The 15,194-nt window shown below is 61.1% G+C and carries 13 protein-coding genes; 1 reads left to right on the top strand and 12 read right to left on the bottom strand.

Going from position 1 to position 15,194, the window contains the following annotated elements; all coding sequences use genetic code 11:
• Nucleotides 1-9: 9 nt before the first annotated feature.
• From AC1D19_RS18240 to lexA, 4 genes are read right to left on the bottom strand one after another with little or no spacing between them, the layout of a single operon-like run.
• Nucleotides 10-3,108, bottom strand: a complete 3,099-nt coding sequence (locus AC1D19_RS18240; RefSeq protein WP_477764014.1) for an error-prone DNA polymerase — start codon at nucleotides 3,106-3,108, stop codon at nucleotides 10-12.
• On the bottom strand, nucleotides 3,084-4,499 hold the full coding sequence (locus AC1D19_RS18235) for a Y-family DNA polymerase (protein WP_477764013.1): 1,416 nt from the start codon (nucleotides 4,497-4,499) through the stop codon (nucleotides 3,084-3,086). Before AC1D19_RS18235 ends, AC1D19_RS18240 begins: the two co-directional genes overlap by 25 nt.
• Nucleotides 4,500-4,506: 7 nt before the next feature.
• On the bottom strand, nucleotides 4,507-5,124 hold the full coding sequence (gene imuA / locus AC1D19_RS18230; protein WP_223462842.1) for a translesion DNA synthesis-associated protein ImuA: 618 nt from the start codon (nucleotides 5,122-5,124) through the stop codon (nucleotides 4,507-4,509).
• Nucleotides 5,124-5,741, bottom strand: coding sequence for a transcriptional repressor LexA (gene lexA / locus AC1D19_RS18225; protein ID WP_477764012.1), 618 nt, complete (start codon nucleotides 5,739-5,741; stop codon nucleotides 5,124-5,126). The genes imuA and lexA overlap by 1 nt, the downstream gene beginning before the upstream one ends.
• 1,315 nt (nucleotides 5,742-7,056) lie before the next feature.
• On the opposite strand from lexA, the gene AC1D19_RS18220 reads away from it, so the two are divergent.
• Complete coding sequence (locus tag AC1D19_RS18220) at nucleotides 7,057-7,776, top strand: AAA family ATPase (RefSeq protein ID WP_477764011.1); 720 nt, start codon at nucleotides 7,057-7,059, stop codon at nucleotides 7,774-7,776.
• A gap of 69 nt (nucleotides 7,777-7,845) precedes the next feature.
• Here the strand turns inward: AC1D19_RS18220 and AC1D19_RS18215 are convergent, their stop codons facing one another.
• The 8 genes from AC1D19_RS18215 to AC1D19_RS18180 form a co-directional block, all read right to left on the bottom strand.
• Entirely contained in the window at nucleotides 7,846-8,124 is a 279-nt protein-coding gene (locus AC1D19_RS18215; protein ID WP_347907001.1) for a DUF971 domain-containing protein, read from the bottom strand.
• Nucleotides 8,121-9,083, bottom strand: coding sequence for a HEAT repeat domain-containing protein (locus tag AC1D19_RS18210; RefSeq protein WP_477764010.1), 963 nt, complete (start codon nucleotides 9,081-9,083; stop codon nucleotides 8,121-8,123). The genes AC1D19_RS18215 and AC1D19_RS18210 overlap by 4 nt, the downstream gene beginning before the upstream one ends.
• Nucleotides 9,080-9,928 (bottom strand): ABC transporter ATP-binding protein, encoded by an 849-nt coding sequence (locus tag AC1D19_RS18205; protein ID WP_477764009.1) that lies wholly within the window; start codon nucleotides 9,926-9,928, stop codon nucleotides 9,080-9,082. Before AC1D19_RS18205 ends, AC1D19_RS18210 begins: the two co-directional genes overlap by 4 nt.
• Nucleotides 9,928-10,710 (bottom strand): ABC transporter permease, encoded by a 783-nt coding sequence (locus AC1D19_RS18200; RefSeq protein ID WP_477764008.1) that lies wholly within the window; start codon nucleotides 10,708-10,710, stop codon nucleotides 9,928-9,930. The genes AC1D19_RS18205 and AC1D19_RS18200 overlap by 1 nt, the downstream gene beginning before the upstream one ends.
• Nucleotides 10,711-10,845: 135 nt before the next feature.
• A complete protein-coding gene (locus AC1D19_RS18195) occupies nucleotides 10,846-12,252 on the bottom strand; it encodes an ABC transporter substrate-binding protein (RefSeq protein ID WP_477764007.1) in 1,407 nt (468 codons plus the stop codon).
• Nucleotides 12,253-12,416: 164 nt separating this feature from the next.
• Nucleotides 12,417-12,662 carry a 4Fe-4S dicluster domain-containing protein gene (locus tag AC1D19_RS18190; protein WP_003180418.1) on the bottom strand — a complete coding sequence of 82 codons (246 nt, stop codon included), beginning with the start codon at nucleotides 12,660-12,662 and terminating at the stop codon, nucleotides 12,417-12,419.
• Between the two features lie 26 nt (nucleotides 12,663-12,688).
• A complete protein-coding gene (locus AC1D19_RS18185) occupies nucleotides 12,689-14,419 on the bottom strand; it encodes a fumarate reductase/succinate dehydrogenase flavoprotein subunit (protein WP_477764006.1) in 1,731 nt (576 codons plus the stop codon).
• Nucleotides 14,416-15,168 (bottom strand): GntR family transcriptional regulator, encoded by a 753-nt coding sequence (locus AC1D19_RS18180; RefSeq protein WP_477764005.1) that lies wholly within the window; start codon nucleotides 15,166-15,168, stop codon nucleotides 14,416-14,418. Before AC1D19_RS18180 ends, AC1D19_RS18185 begins: the two co-directional genes overlap by 4 nt.
• Between the last annotated feature and the right edge of the window lie 26 nt (nucleotides 15,169-15,194).

The raw sequence follows: 15,194 nt of genomic DNA, 5'->3' as shown, positions 1-15,194 counted from the left end.
ATGCGTGTTTCAATGAAAATCCCGGCTCCGCACAGTAATGCCATCCAACAACGCACTCAGATCACTCAACCGCCCGGCAATCAGATGCCGCACCTCGCCCTCCTTCTCCCAGCGGCCATCGACCTTGAGCAACTGCGAGCCGACCAACACCTGGCGCTGCCGCTCGGCCAGGTCGCGCCACACCACCACGTTGACGTTGCCGAACTCGTCCTCAAGGGTGACGAAGGTCACGCCGCTGGCGGTGGCTGGGCGTTGTCGGCCGGTGACCAGCCCGGCGATGCTGACCGGCCGACCGTGCTCGACGTCCAGTAATTCCTTCGAACTGCGGCAGCGTCGCGCCTTCAACTCACCGCGCAACAGAGCCAACGGATGTGGTCCGAGGGTGGTGCCGACACTGGCGTAATCGGCTTGCAGGTTCTCGCCCACGGTGGGTCTGGGCAACGACACCGCGCCCTCCTCCTGGCTCGGCAGGCCGGCGAACAAACCCAGTTGCTTTTGTACCCCGGCCACTTCCCAGCGTGCCCGATGCCGGTCGCCGGCCAGGCCACGCAACGAGCCGGCATCGGCCAGTTGCTCCTGAGCGCGGGCATCGAGTCGCGCCCGCTCGCCCAGGTCGGCGATGTCGGCAAACGCGCCTTTGGAGCGTGCCGCCTCGATGCGTCGGGCATCGTCCTCGCGAAAGCCCTTGATCATGCGCAGGCCCAGGCGAATCGCCGGTTGCGCACCGGTGATCGGCTCCAGGCTGCAATCCCAGTCACTGGCGCGCACGTCCACCGGGCGAACCTGCAAATGATGACGCCGAACGTCCTGCAGAATCTGGTCCGGGCTGTAGAACCCCATCGGCCAACTGTTGATCAGCGCACAGGCGAAGGCCGCCGGCTCGTGGCATTTCAACCAGCAACTGGCGTAGGTCAGCAAGGCAAAACTGGCCGCGTGGGATTCGGGAAAACCGTAGCTGCCAAAGCCCTTGATCTGCTCGAAGATCTGCGCGGCGAACTCGGCGGTGTAGCCGTTTTTCTTCATCCCGGCGGCCAGCCTTTCCTTGTGCGGTTCGAGCCCGCCGTGGCGTTTCCACGCGGCCATGGAGCGACGTAGCTGGTCGGCCTCGCCGGGGCTGTAGTCGGCGGCGACGATGGCGATCTGCATGACCTGTTCCTGAAACAGCGGCACACCGAGGGTGCGCTTGAGCACCACTTCCAGTTCCGGCGACGGATAGGCCTCCGGTTCTTCCTTGTTCCGTCGCCGCAGGTACGGGTGCACCATGCCGCCCTGGATCGGCCCCGGCCGAACGATGGCGACCTCGATCACCAGATCGTAAAACGTCTTCGGCCTGAGCCTGGGCAGCATCGACATCTGCGCCCGGGACTCGATCTGGAACACGCCGATGGTGTCGGCCCGACCGATCATTTCGTAGGTGGCCGCATCTTCGGACGGGATGGTCGCCAGGCTCAGGTCCAGCCCCCGGTGCCGGCGCAGCAGATCGAAACATCGGCGAATCGCGCTGAGCATGCCCAGCGCCAGGATATCGACCTTGAGCAAACCGACCGCATCGAGATCATCCTTGTCCCATTGGATGATGGTGCGTTCGGCCATGGCGGCATTTTCCACCGGTACCAGACTGTCCAGCGGCTGCTCGGAAATCACGAAACCGCCGGGGTGCTGGGACAAATGCCGGGGGAAGCCGATCAGTTGCCCTGTCAGGCGGAGCACCCGGTGCAGCATCGGGCTCTCGGGGTCGAACCCGCCCTCGCGCAGACGCTCCACGGGCGGTGTCTCATCGCTCCAGTGACCGCAGCAATCGGCCAGGGCGTTGATCTGGTCCGGCGGCAAGCCCAATGCCTTGGCCACATCCCGTACCGCACCGGCGGCGTGGTAAGTGCTGACCACCGCCGTCAACGCGGCCCGGGCCCGGCCATAACGCTGGAACACGTACTGCAAGACTTCCTCGCGGCGTTCATGCTCGAAATCGACGTCGATGTCCGGCGGTTCGTTACGCTCTTTGGAGAGAAAACGCTCGAACAACAGCGTGGTGCGATCCGGATCAATTTCAGTGATGCCCAGGGCAAAACACACCGCCGAGTTGGCGGCCGAGCCGCGCCCCTGACAAAGAATGTGCTGGGTGCGGGCGAAGCGGACGATGTCGTGGACCGTCAGGAAATAGCTTTCATAGCCCAGCTCCGCGATCAGTTGCAGCTCCTTGTCGATCTGCACCAGCACTTCGCTTTTCGGCCCTTTTGGCCAGCGCAACTCGATGCCTTCCGCGGTCAAATGACGCAGCCACGAGGTGGCCGAGTGCCCTTGCGGCACCAGTTCGCGGGGGTACTGGTAACGCAACTGGCCAAGTTCAAAGGTGCAGCGCCGGGCGATGTTCAGCGTTTCCGCGAGCAAGTCTGGCGGATAAAGCGCCTGCAACACATCGAGACCGCGCAGATGGCGTTCGCCGTTGGGATGCAGGCGCAACCCGGCATCGGCCACCGGCAGGTGATGACGGATCGCGGTCATGGTGTCCTGCAAGGCGCGCCGGCCGCGCGCGTGCATGTGCACATCGCCGCAAGCGACCGCAGGAATACGCAACTCCCTGGCCAGGGTCAGCAGATCGTCCAGGCGCCGGGCATCATCCTGACCGCAATGTAACTGCACCGCCAGCCACAGGCGCTCGGCGAAGACCTGCTTGAGCCAGCGGCCCTGTTCAAAGGCATCGACAGCGTCCGGCACCCACAACGCCAGCAATCCCGGCAAGGGTTCACTGAAGTCTTCGCGCAGCACCTGATACTGGCCTTTCTGCGTGCGGCGCCGGGCGCGGGTGATCAATCGGCACAGCGCCTGATAGCCCTCGAGGCTCTCCACCAGCAGCACCAGTTTCGGACCGTTCTCGATGCGTATTTCACTGCCGATGATCAGCGGCAACTCCACGGACTTCGCCGCCTGCCAGGCGCGAACGATGCCCGCCAGGGTGCATTCGTCGGTGATCGCCAGGGCTTGATAACCCTGCTTTTTCGCGCGCTGGAACAGCTCGAGGGCACTGGAGGCACCGCGCTGGAAGCTGAAGTTCGACAGGCAGTGCAGTTCGGCATAGTCGATGCTCATGCGAACCACCCCTGCAACCACAACGGGCCGTCCTCACCGACCGCCCGGTAGGCCCAGCCCTGTTGGCCGGCACGGGTTTCGATCAGGTAATAGTCACGGCGTACGTCGCCGCCATCCCACCAGCCGGACTCGATACGCTCCGGCCCCATGAGGATGCGCGCCGAGCCCTGATGCACGGCCAACGGTTCAGTCAGCAACCAGCCCGGCCGTTTCACTGCCGCCGGCACCGCGCAGGGCTGGCTGTCGGCACTGGCCTGCCACGCACACTCGGGGCGGTGATCGGCCTGGAAGCGCAAGCCGTGCACCGCGTCATCTCCCAGCCGTGCACGCAGGCGTTCGCGCAGTTGCTCCCAGGGCAAGGACTGCTGCGGGCGATCGTCGAACAGTTCCTGATGCTGGGGCACAAAGGTCGGCAGGTCTTCGGCACGCAGGCGAAAACCGCGTACCGGTGCCTCGACCTGGACCTGCTCCAGCCGCCCCCGGGCCAGTTCGAAGAGCATCGCCGGATCGCGCTCGGCGCTGAGCAGGCCGACCTTGATGAGCGTATCCGGCAACCCGGCGTGCTCCAGGTGCAGGTCGAAACGCTGTACGCCGCTGTCACGACCGCAGAGGAACGCCGACAAGTCGCCGGTCAATCGGCGCAACGGAAACAGCAAGGCTTGATGGGACTGCACATCGAAATTGAGTTCGATACGCACATCGAAGCGGTCCGGCGGCAGGTAAAACGTCAACGCCAGCCGCCGCAACCCCAACAGGGCATCCAGATGCTTGAGCACCTGGGCCTCGAAACGCCGGGCCAGGCTATGCCGGGGCAGCGCCTGCACCTGGCTCAAGATGCGCAAGCCCATGCGCGACAAGGCCGTGGCGACCGAGGCTTCGAGGCCGATCCGGTCGACGGGCATTTGCCCCAGGTGATGCTGCAAGGCTTGATCGTCCGGGACCACCAGACCGTCATAGGCATTGGCCAGCACCCGCGCCGCCACCGGGTTGGGCGCGGCCACGATGCGGTGCCGAAACCCCAGCTCGTCGAGCTCACGGCGCAAAAGCGCTTCGAATTGCGGCCAGGCACCGAACAAGCCGAGGCTGGATTCGATCTCGAACACCAGGGCCCGGGGGTAATGCACGCTGACCTGGGAACTAAAGCGATAGGCCCAGGCGGCGAGGAACTGCTGCCAGTGTTCGATTTCAGAGGCGTCGTATTCGGCCGTGACAAAGCCTTTGCTCAAGGCCTGTGCCGCGCTCATGGACTGGCCGGGACACAAACCCAGCGCCCGCGCCGCACTGTTGACGGCCTGCAGCACCCGGCGCTGGGCCGGGCCGGTCAGCAACGCCAGGGGTTCATCGGGATCGGCGCGCTGACGCAGTACCGCGTCCAGCGCCAATTGCGGGAAAACAATGCAGACCCAGCGCATGGCAACCTCAATGCCCCACGGCGAAGGCAATCGGCGCCGAACGGGCCAGGCCGCCGCGGCACTTGAGCACGCGCAGTTGTGCCGGTCGGGCATCGATGGCAATGCGCAGGGCCGCTGGCGAAGGGTTGATCGCTTCACCGAGGGGACGATAGGCGAAGGCCAGGGTCTGGCCGGTTTCCGCCGCCACCTGCAAGCGGCGCAAGGCGCGGTCATCGGCCTTGTGCGGCCAGCACAGCACCGCGCCGCAACTGCCCGAGCGCAGGCATTGTTCCGCGGCCCACAGCGCATCGCGCTCGCTGGCCTGGATGATCGACAACTGACGCAGATCCACTCCGGCGCCCTGCCACGCCTGGGGGTACGGCACACAAGGCGGCGCCACCAGCACGATGCGCTCGCCCGCCGCCGACAGCCGTGCCAGTGTCGGCCACACCAGTTGCAACTCGCCCACGCCCTGCCCGGCCAACAGGATTTCCGTCAGTGCCGCCTCCGGCCAGCCACCGCTGGGCAACGCGGCGTCCAGCGCAGCATGCCCGGTGGGTTGCGGGCTGGCAGCCGGTGGCGCAGGCCGGCCCTTCCAGACCTGGCCGCCATTGAACAGCGTATCCAGCGCAACGACGGCGCCCATCAGCCTTGCCTCACCAGGCCACAGAACACGCCTTCGATGGCCAGGTCCCGGTCGGCCTCGACAATGATCGGCTGGTAGGCCGGGTTGCGTGGCAGCAGGCGAACCACATCGCCGACCCGCTCGAAGCGCTTGATGGTGACTTCGCCGTCGAGCCGCGCCACGACGATCTGGCCATTAACGGCCTCGGAGCTGCGGTGCACGCCCACCAGATCGCCGTCGAGGATGCCGTCCTCGATCATCGAGTCACCCCGCACCCGCAACATGTAGTCCGGCACCCGCGAGAAGATCGACGGATCGAGCAGCAAGCGGCTATGGACTTCCGCATCGGCCCCAATCGGCGCACCGGCCGCCACTCGGCCAAGCACCGGGATGTCCAGCAATTCGGGACGCGGCGGCTGCCCGAGCAGGCGAATGCCCCGGGCCTGATGCGGGTTGACCTCGATAAACCCGGCTTCGGTCAGCGCCAGCACATGCTTGCGCGCGACGCTGCGGGAGGCGAAACCGAACGCCTCGCTGATTTCAGCGAGGCTCGGAGGCTGACCGTGCTCGGCGATGCGATCGCGGATAAAGGTCAGGATGGCGGTACGGCGGGGAGTCAGAGTCGTCATGGAGTACATTTGTACTCTTTTGGCTTTTTCCTGGCAAGGACTTGTAGGAGCTGTCGAGTGAAACGAGGCTGCGATCTCTTGAGACCAGAGCAAAAAGATCGCAGCCTGCGGCAGCTCCTACAGGAAGCCGGTTCAAACGTAACGTCCAGCGCTCCGTACTCGAACAAAACGGACGATCAAAAAATAAGGTCTACCGTTCGTCGCCTTTCTAAAATAATTAGCATCTGAAGAAAATAAAAATCCATAAAAAAGTGCAAAACACACATTTGCTCCTACAGAAATACTTTACTCAAAATAGCAAGATCTTTTCTACTTGCCGAAAACTAAAATACAGATTCAAAAAGGAATTCCACAGTTCCACGCTAAAAACTATCCACACCAAAACAAAACCAAGCCACTAAGATTCCTAACATCATGCAGGACGCATCTTAAAAGCATACAGGAATCCCCCTACAACACAAAGTTCTCTCGCTTGCATCCAACAGCAAAATCAACTAATCCTTGCAACACCACTTAACACCAAGTGGCGCCCCAAAACAAAAGCAAAATGAAAAACAACAAACATGGAGAATCGCCACCCAATGACCAAAAATATTATACCCAGAGTTTCTTCCCTAGCATCCATATTCATAAAAGAACAATTAAAAGAACCCATTGCCTTTTTCTGGATTTTGATATCACCTTGTGCGATGTTCTATTTTTTTGCAACAACCAGGCAAGACCCCAACTATTTCTCGAGCAATTACATTACGATTTCAGCATGGCTTTATGCTTATATCTCTTCTAGTGTCGCATTATTTGGATTCGCCTTTTACATAATCGGAAGAAGGGAAAGCGGGTTCACTCGATCATTTATTTACTCCAGGGAATCAAAACTGATTTTTCTCTTATCGCACTTCACTGCCTACTCGCTAATATCAATATCTTACTGCACAACCTTTTACTTAACGACCAAATTCCCATTTGAAAACTACAACCTCAATGAACTACTGAATATCGCACTACGCTTTTACATCTGCTTTATCATGTTTTGTGCGATCGGGGCTGTATTTTCATTGTTACCGATCAACTTTCAGAACTCGAACACTTTGCTTTCCATTTTTTCGTTCTGCATGCTGATTCTCGGAGTCATGAGTGCCAGCAGATCAAACCACATTACTGACGCTTTGAACCTCGCAAACCCACTGACACTTGCAAGCCAAATAATGGAACAAGGTCTTGAGTCCAACAAACTCATCACAGCAGCAATAATTCTTTTATTCATTTTTGCACTGCACAAAACTTTCAAACACCTAAGAATCAATCCCGTATGGAGCCGATACTGATGAAAAAATTCACGGCGCAGAGCATTGACTTCTCCTATACAGACACCCCCCTCTTGACCCAGGCATCTCTTGAGGTTGCTCAAGGCGATATTGTCGGCATTCTGGGGCCCAATGGATCTGGAAAAACAACTTTTTTCGATATCGTCTGTGACCTCAAAAAAGCAAAGTCCGGTTTCATAAAAAACGACTTCAGTCACTTTTTATACCTTTCTCAAATCATCTCCACTCCCCCTCCATTGCGCATGCGTGACATCTTTAAAATGGTGGCTGCGCTGTCATCAAGCGAGCCCATGACACAAGATAAAACTCTGAAAAAACTAAATGCGTGGAGCCCTGCGATAGTTGACCGATACCAAGACACATGGAACAAAAAATCATCGCTATGCAGCTACGGAGAGACACGCTGGTTCTTTACTCTCTCTCTTCTTTCAATTTCTGCAGACTTCGTGATTCTCGACGAGCCTACTGCCGGTGTAGATCCAGAGTTTCGCCGCTATATTTGGCAATGCCTTCACGGCGCCGCCAGGGAGGGCACCGCCATTCTGGTTTCCTCGCATAATGTTGATGAAGTAATTAACCACTGTGATTATTTTTACATGATTAGCCAGCAACGCTTCAATCGCTTTGCCAATGGTAGTGAGTTCATGCATCGGTATGGCGTAAAGACTGTGGACGATGCGTTTATCCGAGCCGTTACTGAACCTGTATTCGCAACATAAGCAACTGGAAGCGCACACGGGGGAGCTGCCGCAGACCGCGACAGCTCCCGATGAGGAATGGAATTCGATTCAGTCGGTAAGCCCAGCAAGATAAGCCCACGGATAAATCCCCCGTTCATGCCCATCGCTGAAGACCAGTTGCAGGCCATACCCCTGCGAGTGCAATTCGATCACCTGAACCCGCGCATCCACCATCGGCGCCATCCCCCGCAAACGAAACGCCCGGCACTGCGAGCACGGGCACTGCCGGCGCAATTCGGCGTGTTCGAACACCTGCTCGCGACCATCCGGCCAGTTCAGGCGCAACTGCTGTTTGCTGCGGGAGTTGCCAATCGCCAGCGGGTTCATTGCAGTTGACTCAAGGCAATGCGCACGGCCTTGCGCACTTCAGGGTCGCCGTCGTCTTGTGCGTCCTGCAATGCCGCAATGGCCCGTGGGTCGTTCAATTCGCCGAGGGCCAACGCGGCTTCCTTGCGCAGGTTGCTGATGCGGTGGCCGAGGGTGTCGATCAGCGCTTCGAGCGCAGGTACAAAACGCAAGCGACCAAGGCTGCGGGTGGCGCGCAGGCGCACTTGCCAGTAATCGTCGTCCAGGGCGTCAATCAGGGCCGGGCCGGCGTCGAGGTGGCCGACTTTGCCCAGGGTGGTGGCGGCTTCTTCGCGGACTTGCCAGGCATCGTCGCGCAAGGCCTGGCGCAGGGCCGGTAGCACCTGTGCGTCAGACGCCAGGCCCAGCGCCCCGGTGGCGGCACGCCGCACCTCGGTGTCCGGGTCATCGCTGGCCAGCCGCGCCAGTGCCGGCAAGGCATCGAGTTGCTTGAGCCAGCCGAGCACGCCCACCGCCTCGCGGCGCACGCTGGCGCTTGCATCGTCCAGTGCCCGAGCAGCCGCATCGGCGGCTTCGGGGCAACGCAACTCGCGCAACGCCCGGAACGCAGCAATGCGTACGCCGCTGTCGGCGTGCCCGGTCCACGGCAGAATGACCCGGCCCGCCGCTTCACTCTTGAGCAGGCTGAGGCTTTGCGCAGCGGCCACCTGCACTACCGGGGATGGATCCGTCAGCGCCTGGCACAACGCCTCGACCACCGGCGCGTCCTCCCAGGCTTCCAGCAACCGCGCGGCTTCGGCGCGAACGTCTGCAATCGGGTCTTCGGCCAGTCGATTGATCAACCACAGCAGGCCGTCCGGCTCCTCGAGATCGGCCAGTTCGATCAGTGCGATCCGGCGTACACCGGCATCCTCGTCGGTCAGGCGCGGTTGCAGGGCAAGAATGTCGTCGTTATCGGTTACATCGAATAGTGAGGTCATAGGGCAAATCGCGGCAGTTTGTTTTCAGGGGGAAGTCCGAGCGGGTTCAGGCGCGGCAGTTGCCGACCGTCTTCGTGTCGCAGGAGTTCGAGGCAATGGCGCTTGAGATGCGAGAATTCAGGGCGGGTCATCAGCTCCGTGCTGCGCGGCCGGGGGAATTCCAGGCGCAGGTCTTCGATGATCCGCCCGGGGCGCGAGCTCATGACCAGCAAGCGATCGGCGAGGAACAGCGCTTCGTCGATGTCATGGGTGACAAAGACCACGGTGGTGCGGATGCGCGTCCAGATGTCCAGCAGCAGTTCCTGCATGTTCAATCGGGTCAGGGCATCGAGGGCGCCGAAGGGTTCGTCCATCAGCAACAGGCGCGGACGGTTGACCAGCACCCGGGCAATTTCCACCCGTTGCTGCATGCCCCCGGAGAGCTGGTCGGGCCAACGCCCGGCAAAACCTTCGAGGCCCACCAGTGCGAGGATTTCATCCGCCGCCTTGTGCCGTTCGACCTTGCCGACGCCCCGCATTTTCAAGCCGAACGCCACGTTGTCGCGCACAGTGCGCCACGGAAACAGGGTGTGCTGCTGGAACACCATGCCGCGCTGGGGCGATGGACCGGAGACTGCTGCGCCATCGACGTTGAGCGTGCCGGTGCGCGGTTGCAGGTGGCCGGCCAGCGCGCCGAGCAAGGTGGACTTGCCGCAACCGGACGGCCCGAGAATGCACACGAACTGCCCCGGCTCGATCTGGCAATCGAGGCCTTGCACTGCGTCGAAGGCAGTGTCGCCCTCGCCCAGGTTGATCGACAGCCCACGAATATCGATACGCCCTTCCAGATGTTGAAAAACGCTCATCAGGCTTTTCCTCGTGGTCGATGCCAGGGCGTGAACAACCCGCCCAGACGTTTGATCAACAGGCTGCTGCCCATCCCGAGCACGCCGATCAGCAACATGCCGACCACGATGTCGGCGTAGTTCTGGATGGTGTAGGACTCCCAGGTGTAATAGCCGATGCCGAATTGGCCGGAGATCATTTCCGCCGTCACCAGGCAGAACCACGAGGTGCCCATGCCGATGGCCAGGCCGGTGATGATGCTGGGCGCAGCCCCCGGAAGAACGACCTCCAGCAGGATTGCCCGGCGCCCTGCCCCGAGGCTTTTTGCCGAGGCGATCAGCCGTGGGTCGACGCCTTCGACGCCGTGCACGGTGTTGAGCAGGATCGGGAACAGTGCGCCGGTGAAGGTGATGAACACCATCGACAGCTCCGACGAGGGAAACATCAGGATTGCCAGGGGAATCCACGCCACGGCCGGGATCGGGCGCAATACTTCCAGGGGTGGCAGCAACAGATCTTCGGCCCATTTCGAGCGGCCGATGGCCAGGCCCAGGGCCACGCCGATGATCAGCGCCGCGAAGTAACCGGCGAACACCCGGCCGAGGCTGCTGCCCAGGTGCTGCGCGAGCTTGCCCGAGTCGCCGAGGCCGAGGGCGGCTCCAATGACCGCCACGGGTGTCGGGACGTTGGCGAAAGTCACCAGGCCGAGGTTCCAGTGGTGGCTGGCGGCGAGTTGCCAGAATACGAGGCAGAGCAGCAAGGATGCGGCTCTGGGAATCCAGCGTGAATATGATCGGTACACAATTGTTCCTCTCGCCTGCCCCCTGTAGGAGCGGGCTTGCCCGCGAAAGCGGTGTCACTGTCAACATTGATGTCGACTGACCCGCCGCCTTCGCGAGCAAGCTCGCTCCTACAAGGTGATGCAGTGTTTGGGGGATTAGCGAACAGCCACGGCTTGCGCGGTAGCATCGGTAAAGTCGAGGACCTTGCCGCCCTGGGTCGTGGCGAACTGTTGGGCCTGGCCTTTGAGCAGGAACGCACTCAGCTGCCCTTTCCCATCGGTGGCAAACCACGCCTGATCCGCCAGCAGCTTGATCCCGCTGTCGCTGGCCTGGGCGTACACCGCGCGGATGCTCTTGCCTTCCTGCTTGAGCCCGGCCAGCGCGGTAAACGCCGCTTGCGCCGAGGCGTACTGGCGGACTTTCGGCTCACCGCGCACCCAGATTTCCGCCACGTGGCTGACGTCGGTGATGGCTTGGCCGCTGGCGGCATCGACAGCCTTGAGCGGCGCCTGCCCGTAACTGGCCAGTTGCGCGCTGTAGTCCAGGTTCGAGGCCTTGAAGGCGGCGCGGATGTATTGGTCGTCGATGAAGGTGTTGAGATCGAGACCGCGGTCGGCCTTTTTCAACAACTTGAGGGTATCGATGGCGGTGCCCACGGCCTGACGGTATTCCGGCTTCCAGCTCAGGTCGCGGGTCTGCACACCGAGGGGGCCATGGAACAGGTAATTGACCTCGGCATCGACCCCGGTGACCTTGGCGATCAATTCGCTGTATTTCTCCGGCTCAGCCGCCAGCAACTGGTTGGCTTCGATACTCGCCCGCAGGTAAGCGACGACGATTTCCGGGTACTTCTTCGCATAGGCCTGATCGACCAGCGCACCGTGGAAGGTCGGCGCGTTGGCCTGGGAACCGTCATAAATCTTGCGCGCGAAACCACGACTCGGGAACAGTTCGGCGAAGGGTACGAAGTCAGCGTGGGCATCGATCTTGCCGGCCTGCAACGCGGAGCCGGCGACTTCCGGTGGCTGGGCAATGATGTTCACATCCTTGAGCGGGTCCCAGCCCTGGGCCGCGACGGCGCGCAGCAGCATGCCGTGGGCGGTGGAAGCGAACGGCACGGAAATGGTCTTGCCCTTGAGCTCTGCCAGCGACTGCACGCCCGATGCGCTTGGCACCACGATGCCGTTGCCGCTGCCCTTGATACTGCCCGACAGCACGCTGATGAACAGGCTGTGCTTGCCCGCCGTTTCGAACGCCACGCCGTTGAACGCGCCGGGGAAGTCGGCCATGGCGCCGAAGTCGAGTTTGCCGGCCACCATCTCGTTGGTCAGGGGGGCGCCGCTGGTGAAGTTTTTCCACTGCACCTCGTATTGGGCGTCTTTGTAGGGACCATCGTGGGGCAGGTATTTGTCCAGCAGCCCGAGTTCGCGAATCAACAATCCGCCAGCGGCGCAGTTGATGGTGGTGTCCTGGGTGCCGATGGCAATGCGGATGGTTTCGGCCGAGGCCGACAGGGTGAATGAAGCCAGTACCAGACCGGCCAACGCTGCACGCAACATCATGAGTGTTTCCCCTCGAATCATTTATTGGATGTTCGTCTCCGCCACGATCAGGGCGCGGTGGGAAACGAGGGGTGTTTTTAATCAGGCGTCCGGTGGTTGCCGGATGGCGTTTTGGGTTGTCTGTTCTGGCGTCTTCGCTGGCAAGCCAGCTCCTACAAAAGCGGTTACCGCAATAGATAGGGGATCTCGACTTTCACGGCCCCGGTCGGGCAGTCCTTTTCACAGGGCATGCAGTACCAGCATTCATCGAAGGCCATGTAGGCCTTTTGCGTGGCCGGGTTGATCGCCAGCAGGTCCATCGGGCAAACGTCGACGCACACGGTGCAGCCTTTGTGGGCGATGCATTTGTCCTCATCGACCGTGACCGGTGCGTTGGAGCGAAAGAAGATTTCCTGGGGTTGGTAAGCCATGTTCGATCTCTCTTTTGTTGTCGGCATCAAGCCGCATCGGCACCGACCCGCAACCGGTCGTAGGCCTGCATCTCGTCGGCATCCAGCGCGATGATGTAAGGCTCGACGGCTTTCTTGAAACTGCTCATCAAACCGTTTTGGTCTTTCTTCAGGTGGCAATGGCAGAACCAGTCGCGGTCGTTGCGTTGTGGGTGATCGACGCGATAGTGGTACAGCCCCCAGCGGCTTTCGGCGCGGAACAATGAAGCGCGGGCGGCCATTTCGGCGCAGTCGCGGATCATGCTGACTTCCATGGCGCGCATCAGTTCGTGGGCGTTGTGGGCCTTGATCTGGTCGAGGTCGCGCTGGATGTCGCTGAAGCGTTGCAGGCCGATCTGCATCTTCTTGGTCACTTTCGGCGGTTGCAGGTAGTCGTTGACGAAGCGCCGCAGCTTGTATTCGACCTGCGCTGGCGGCAGGCCGTGTAAACGGTCCAGCGGCGCGTAAACCCGTTGTTTTTCGGTTTCGATCTGCGCGGCATCCAGCGCTGAAAACTCACGCCCGGCGACAAAATCCGCTGCGTTGTGGCCGGCGAACCAGCCGTAGGTGAACGCGCCGAGCATGTAGTTGTGCGGCACGGCGGCCATGTCACCGGCCGAGTACAAACCCTTGACCGAGGTCTCGGCCTTCTCGTTGACCCACACCCCCGACGCCGAATGCCCGCTGCAAAAGCCGATTTCCGAGATGTGCATCTCGACCATCTGCGTGCGGTAGTCGGTACCGCGATTGGCGTGGAACTGGCCGCGACTCGGACGCTCGTTGCTGTGCAGGATCTCTTCGATGTTCTGGATGGTTTCCTCGGCCAGGTGATCGAGCTTGAGGAACACCGGACCGTTGCCGCTTTCCAGCTCCTGGTGGAATTCCCACATCATCTGCCCGCTCCAGTAGTCGCACTCGATGAAGCGCTCGCCCTTGTTGTTGGCGGTGTAGCCGCCCAAGGGGCCGGTCACGTAGGCGCAGGCCGGACCGTTGTAATCCTTGATCAGCGGGTTGATCTGGAAACATTCCAGGTTCGCCAGCTCGGCCCCGGCGTGGTAGGCCATCGAGTAGCCGTCGCCGGCATTGGTCGGATTTTCGTAGGTGCCCATCAGGTAGCCCGAAGACGGCAACCCCAGGCGTCCGGCGGCACCGCAGGCGAGGATCACCGCCTTGGCCTTGATCACATGGAAGTCCGCGGTGCGGCAGTCGAAACCCATCACGCCGTTGACCGCGCCCTCCTCGTCCGTCAGCAATCGGGTGCAGACCAGGCGATTGGTGATACTCACCCGCGCGCGCTTCAACTGCCGATAGAGGACTTTCTTGATGTCGTGCCCTTCCGGCATCGGCAACACATAAGCGCCCATGTGGTGGACCTTTTTCACCGCGTAGTCGCCGGTTTCGTCCTTCTCGAATTTCACGCCCCAGCGGTCCAGTTGCCCGATCGTTTCGAAGCTGTGGGTGGCATAGGCGTACACCGCGGCCTGATTGACGATGCCGTCGTTGGCGATGGTGATTTCCTTGGTGTACTGCTCCGGCGTCGAGTGGCCGGGAATGATCGCGTTGTTCAGGCCGTCCATGCCCATGCTGATCGCGCCGCTGCGCTTGACGTTGGCCTTGTCGATCAACAACACCCGCAGGTCGCGGTTGCGTTCCTTGGCCTTGATCGCCGCCATGGGGCCGGCGGTGCCGCCGCCAATGACAACGATGTCGTATTCCTGCTCCAGCGTGCTGCGCGTCATGCCTGCTCCCCTTTTTGCCGGTCGATCCGCAGGCGGTACTGGAAGGCATCGCCACGGTAGTAAAGGTGTTCGAAGTCCAGCGGCCAACCGTCGACATCGTGGGTCAGGCGCTCAATGCGCATGATTGCTGAACCAGGTTCGACGTTCAGCGCCCGGCTCAGGTCGCTGTCGGCCAGTACCGCATCGATGGCCAGGTCGGCGTGCCCCAGGGCCAGGCCGCAGTCGTTTTCCAGGATCTGGAAAATGTCGCGGGTGACCAGGTCGGCTTTTTCCAGGCGCTCACCAATGGCCTTGGGCAGGTAAGTGATCTCCAGGGAAATCGGCTCGCGATTGATCAGGCGCACCCGTTTGACCTGCGCCACAACCTCGCCTTCGGCGACCTGTAAACGCTCGGCGACGAGCTTGTTGGCGGCAATGAATTTGAAGCTGCGCAGGCGGTTGATCACCTCGTAGCCGCGACCGGTCATGGACTCGGCCAGGCCTTGCAGGGTGCTGACGTTCTGGAAGGTTTTTGGTTTGGCGACGAAGGTGCCTTTGCCGTGGATCTTGAAGATCAACCCTTCCTTTTGCAGGTCACCCAAGGCCTGGCGCACAGTGATGCGGCTGACCTTGAACAACGTGCCAAGCTCGCTTTCGGAAGGCATCTGGCTGTCTTGCGGGTATTCGCCGTCGAGGATGCGGGTACGCAGCACGTCTCGCAGCTGGGTATGCAACGGGACACTGCTCAGGGATAGAACGTTATCGGTCATGACAGATCACTTGTTATAACGAGTTA

The organism is Pseudomonas sp. P1_C12 (assembly GCF_056406435.1).
This window is presented reverse-complemented; position numbering and strand designations above follow the sequence as displayed.

Excerpts from the sequence above, each read along its gene's own strand:
- AC1D19_RS18185 (WP_477764006.1), bottom strand. The coding sequence starts at position 14,419 with ATGACGCGCAGCACGCTGGAGCAGGAATACGACATCGTTGTCATTGGC.
- AC1D19_RS18235 (WP_477764013.1), bottom strand. The coding sequence starts at position 4,499 with ATGCGCTGGGTCTGCATTGTTTTCCCGCAATTGGCGCTGGACGCGGTA.
- AC1D19_RS18220 (WP_477764011.1), top strand. The coding sequence starts at position 7,057 with ATGAAAAAATTCACGGCGCAGAGCATTGACTTCTCCTATACAGACACC.
- AC1D19_RS18205 (WP_477764009.1), bottom strand. The coding sequence starts at position 9,928 with ATGAGCGTTTTTCAACATCTGGAAGGGCGTATCGATATTCGTGGGCTG.
- AC1D19_RS18210 (WP_477764010.1), bottom strand. The coding sequence starts at position 9,083 with ATGACCTCACTATTCGATGTAACCGATAACGACGACATTCTTGCCCTG.
- AC1D19_RS18215 (WP_347907001.1), bottom strand. The coding sequence starts at position 8,124 with ATGAACCCGCTGGCGATTGGCAACTCCCGCAGCAAACAGCAGTTGCGC.
- AC1D19_RS18180 (WP_477764005.1), bottom strand. The coding sequence starts at position 15,168 with ATGACCGATAACGTTCTATCCCTGAGCAGTGTCCCGTTGCATACCCAG.
- imuA (WP_223462842.1), bottom strand. The coding sequence starts at position 5,124 with ATGGGCGCCGTCGTTGCGCTGGATACGCTGTTCAATGGCGGCCAGGTC.
- AC1D19_RS18195 (WP_477764007.1), bottom strand. The coding sequence starts at position 12,252 with ATGATGTTGCGTGCAGCGTTGGCCGGTCTGGTACTGGCTTCATTCACC.
- lexA (WP_477764012.1), bottom strand. The coding sequence starts at position 5,741 with ATGTACTCCATGACGACTCTGACTCCCCGCCGTACCGCCATCCTGACC.
- AC1D19_RS18190 (WP_003180418.1), bottom strand. The coding sequence starts at position 12,662 with ATGGCTTACCAACCCCAGGAAATCTTCTTTCGCTCCAACGCACCGGTC.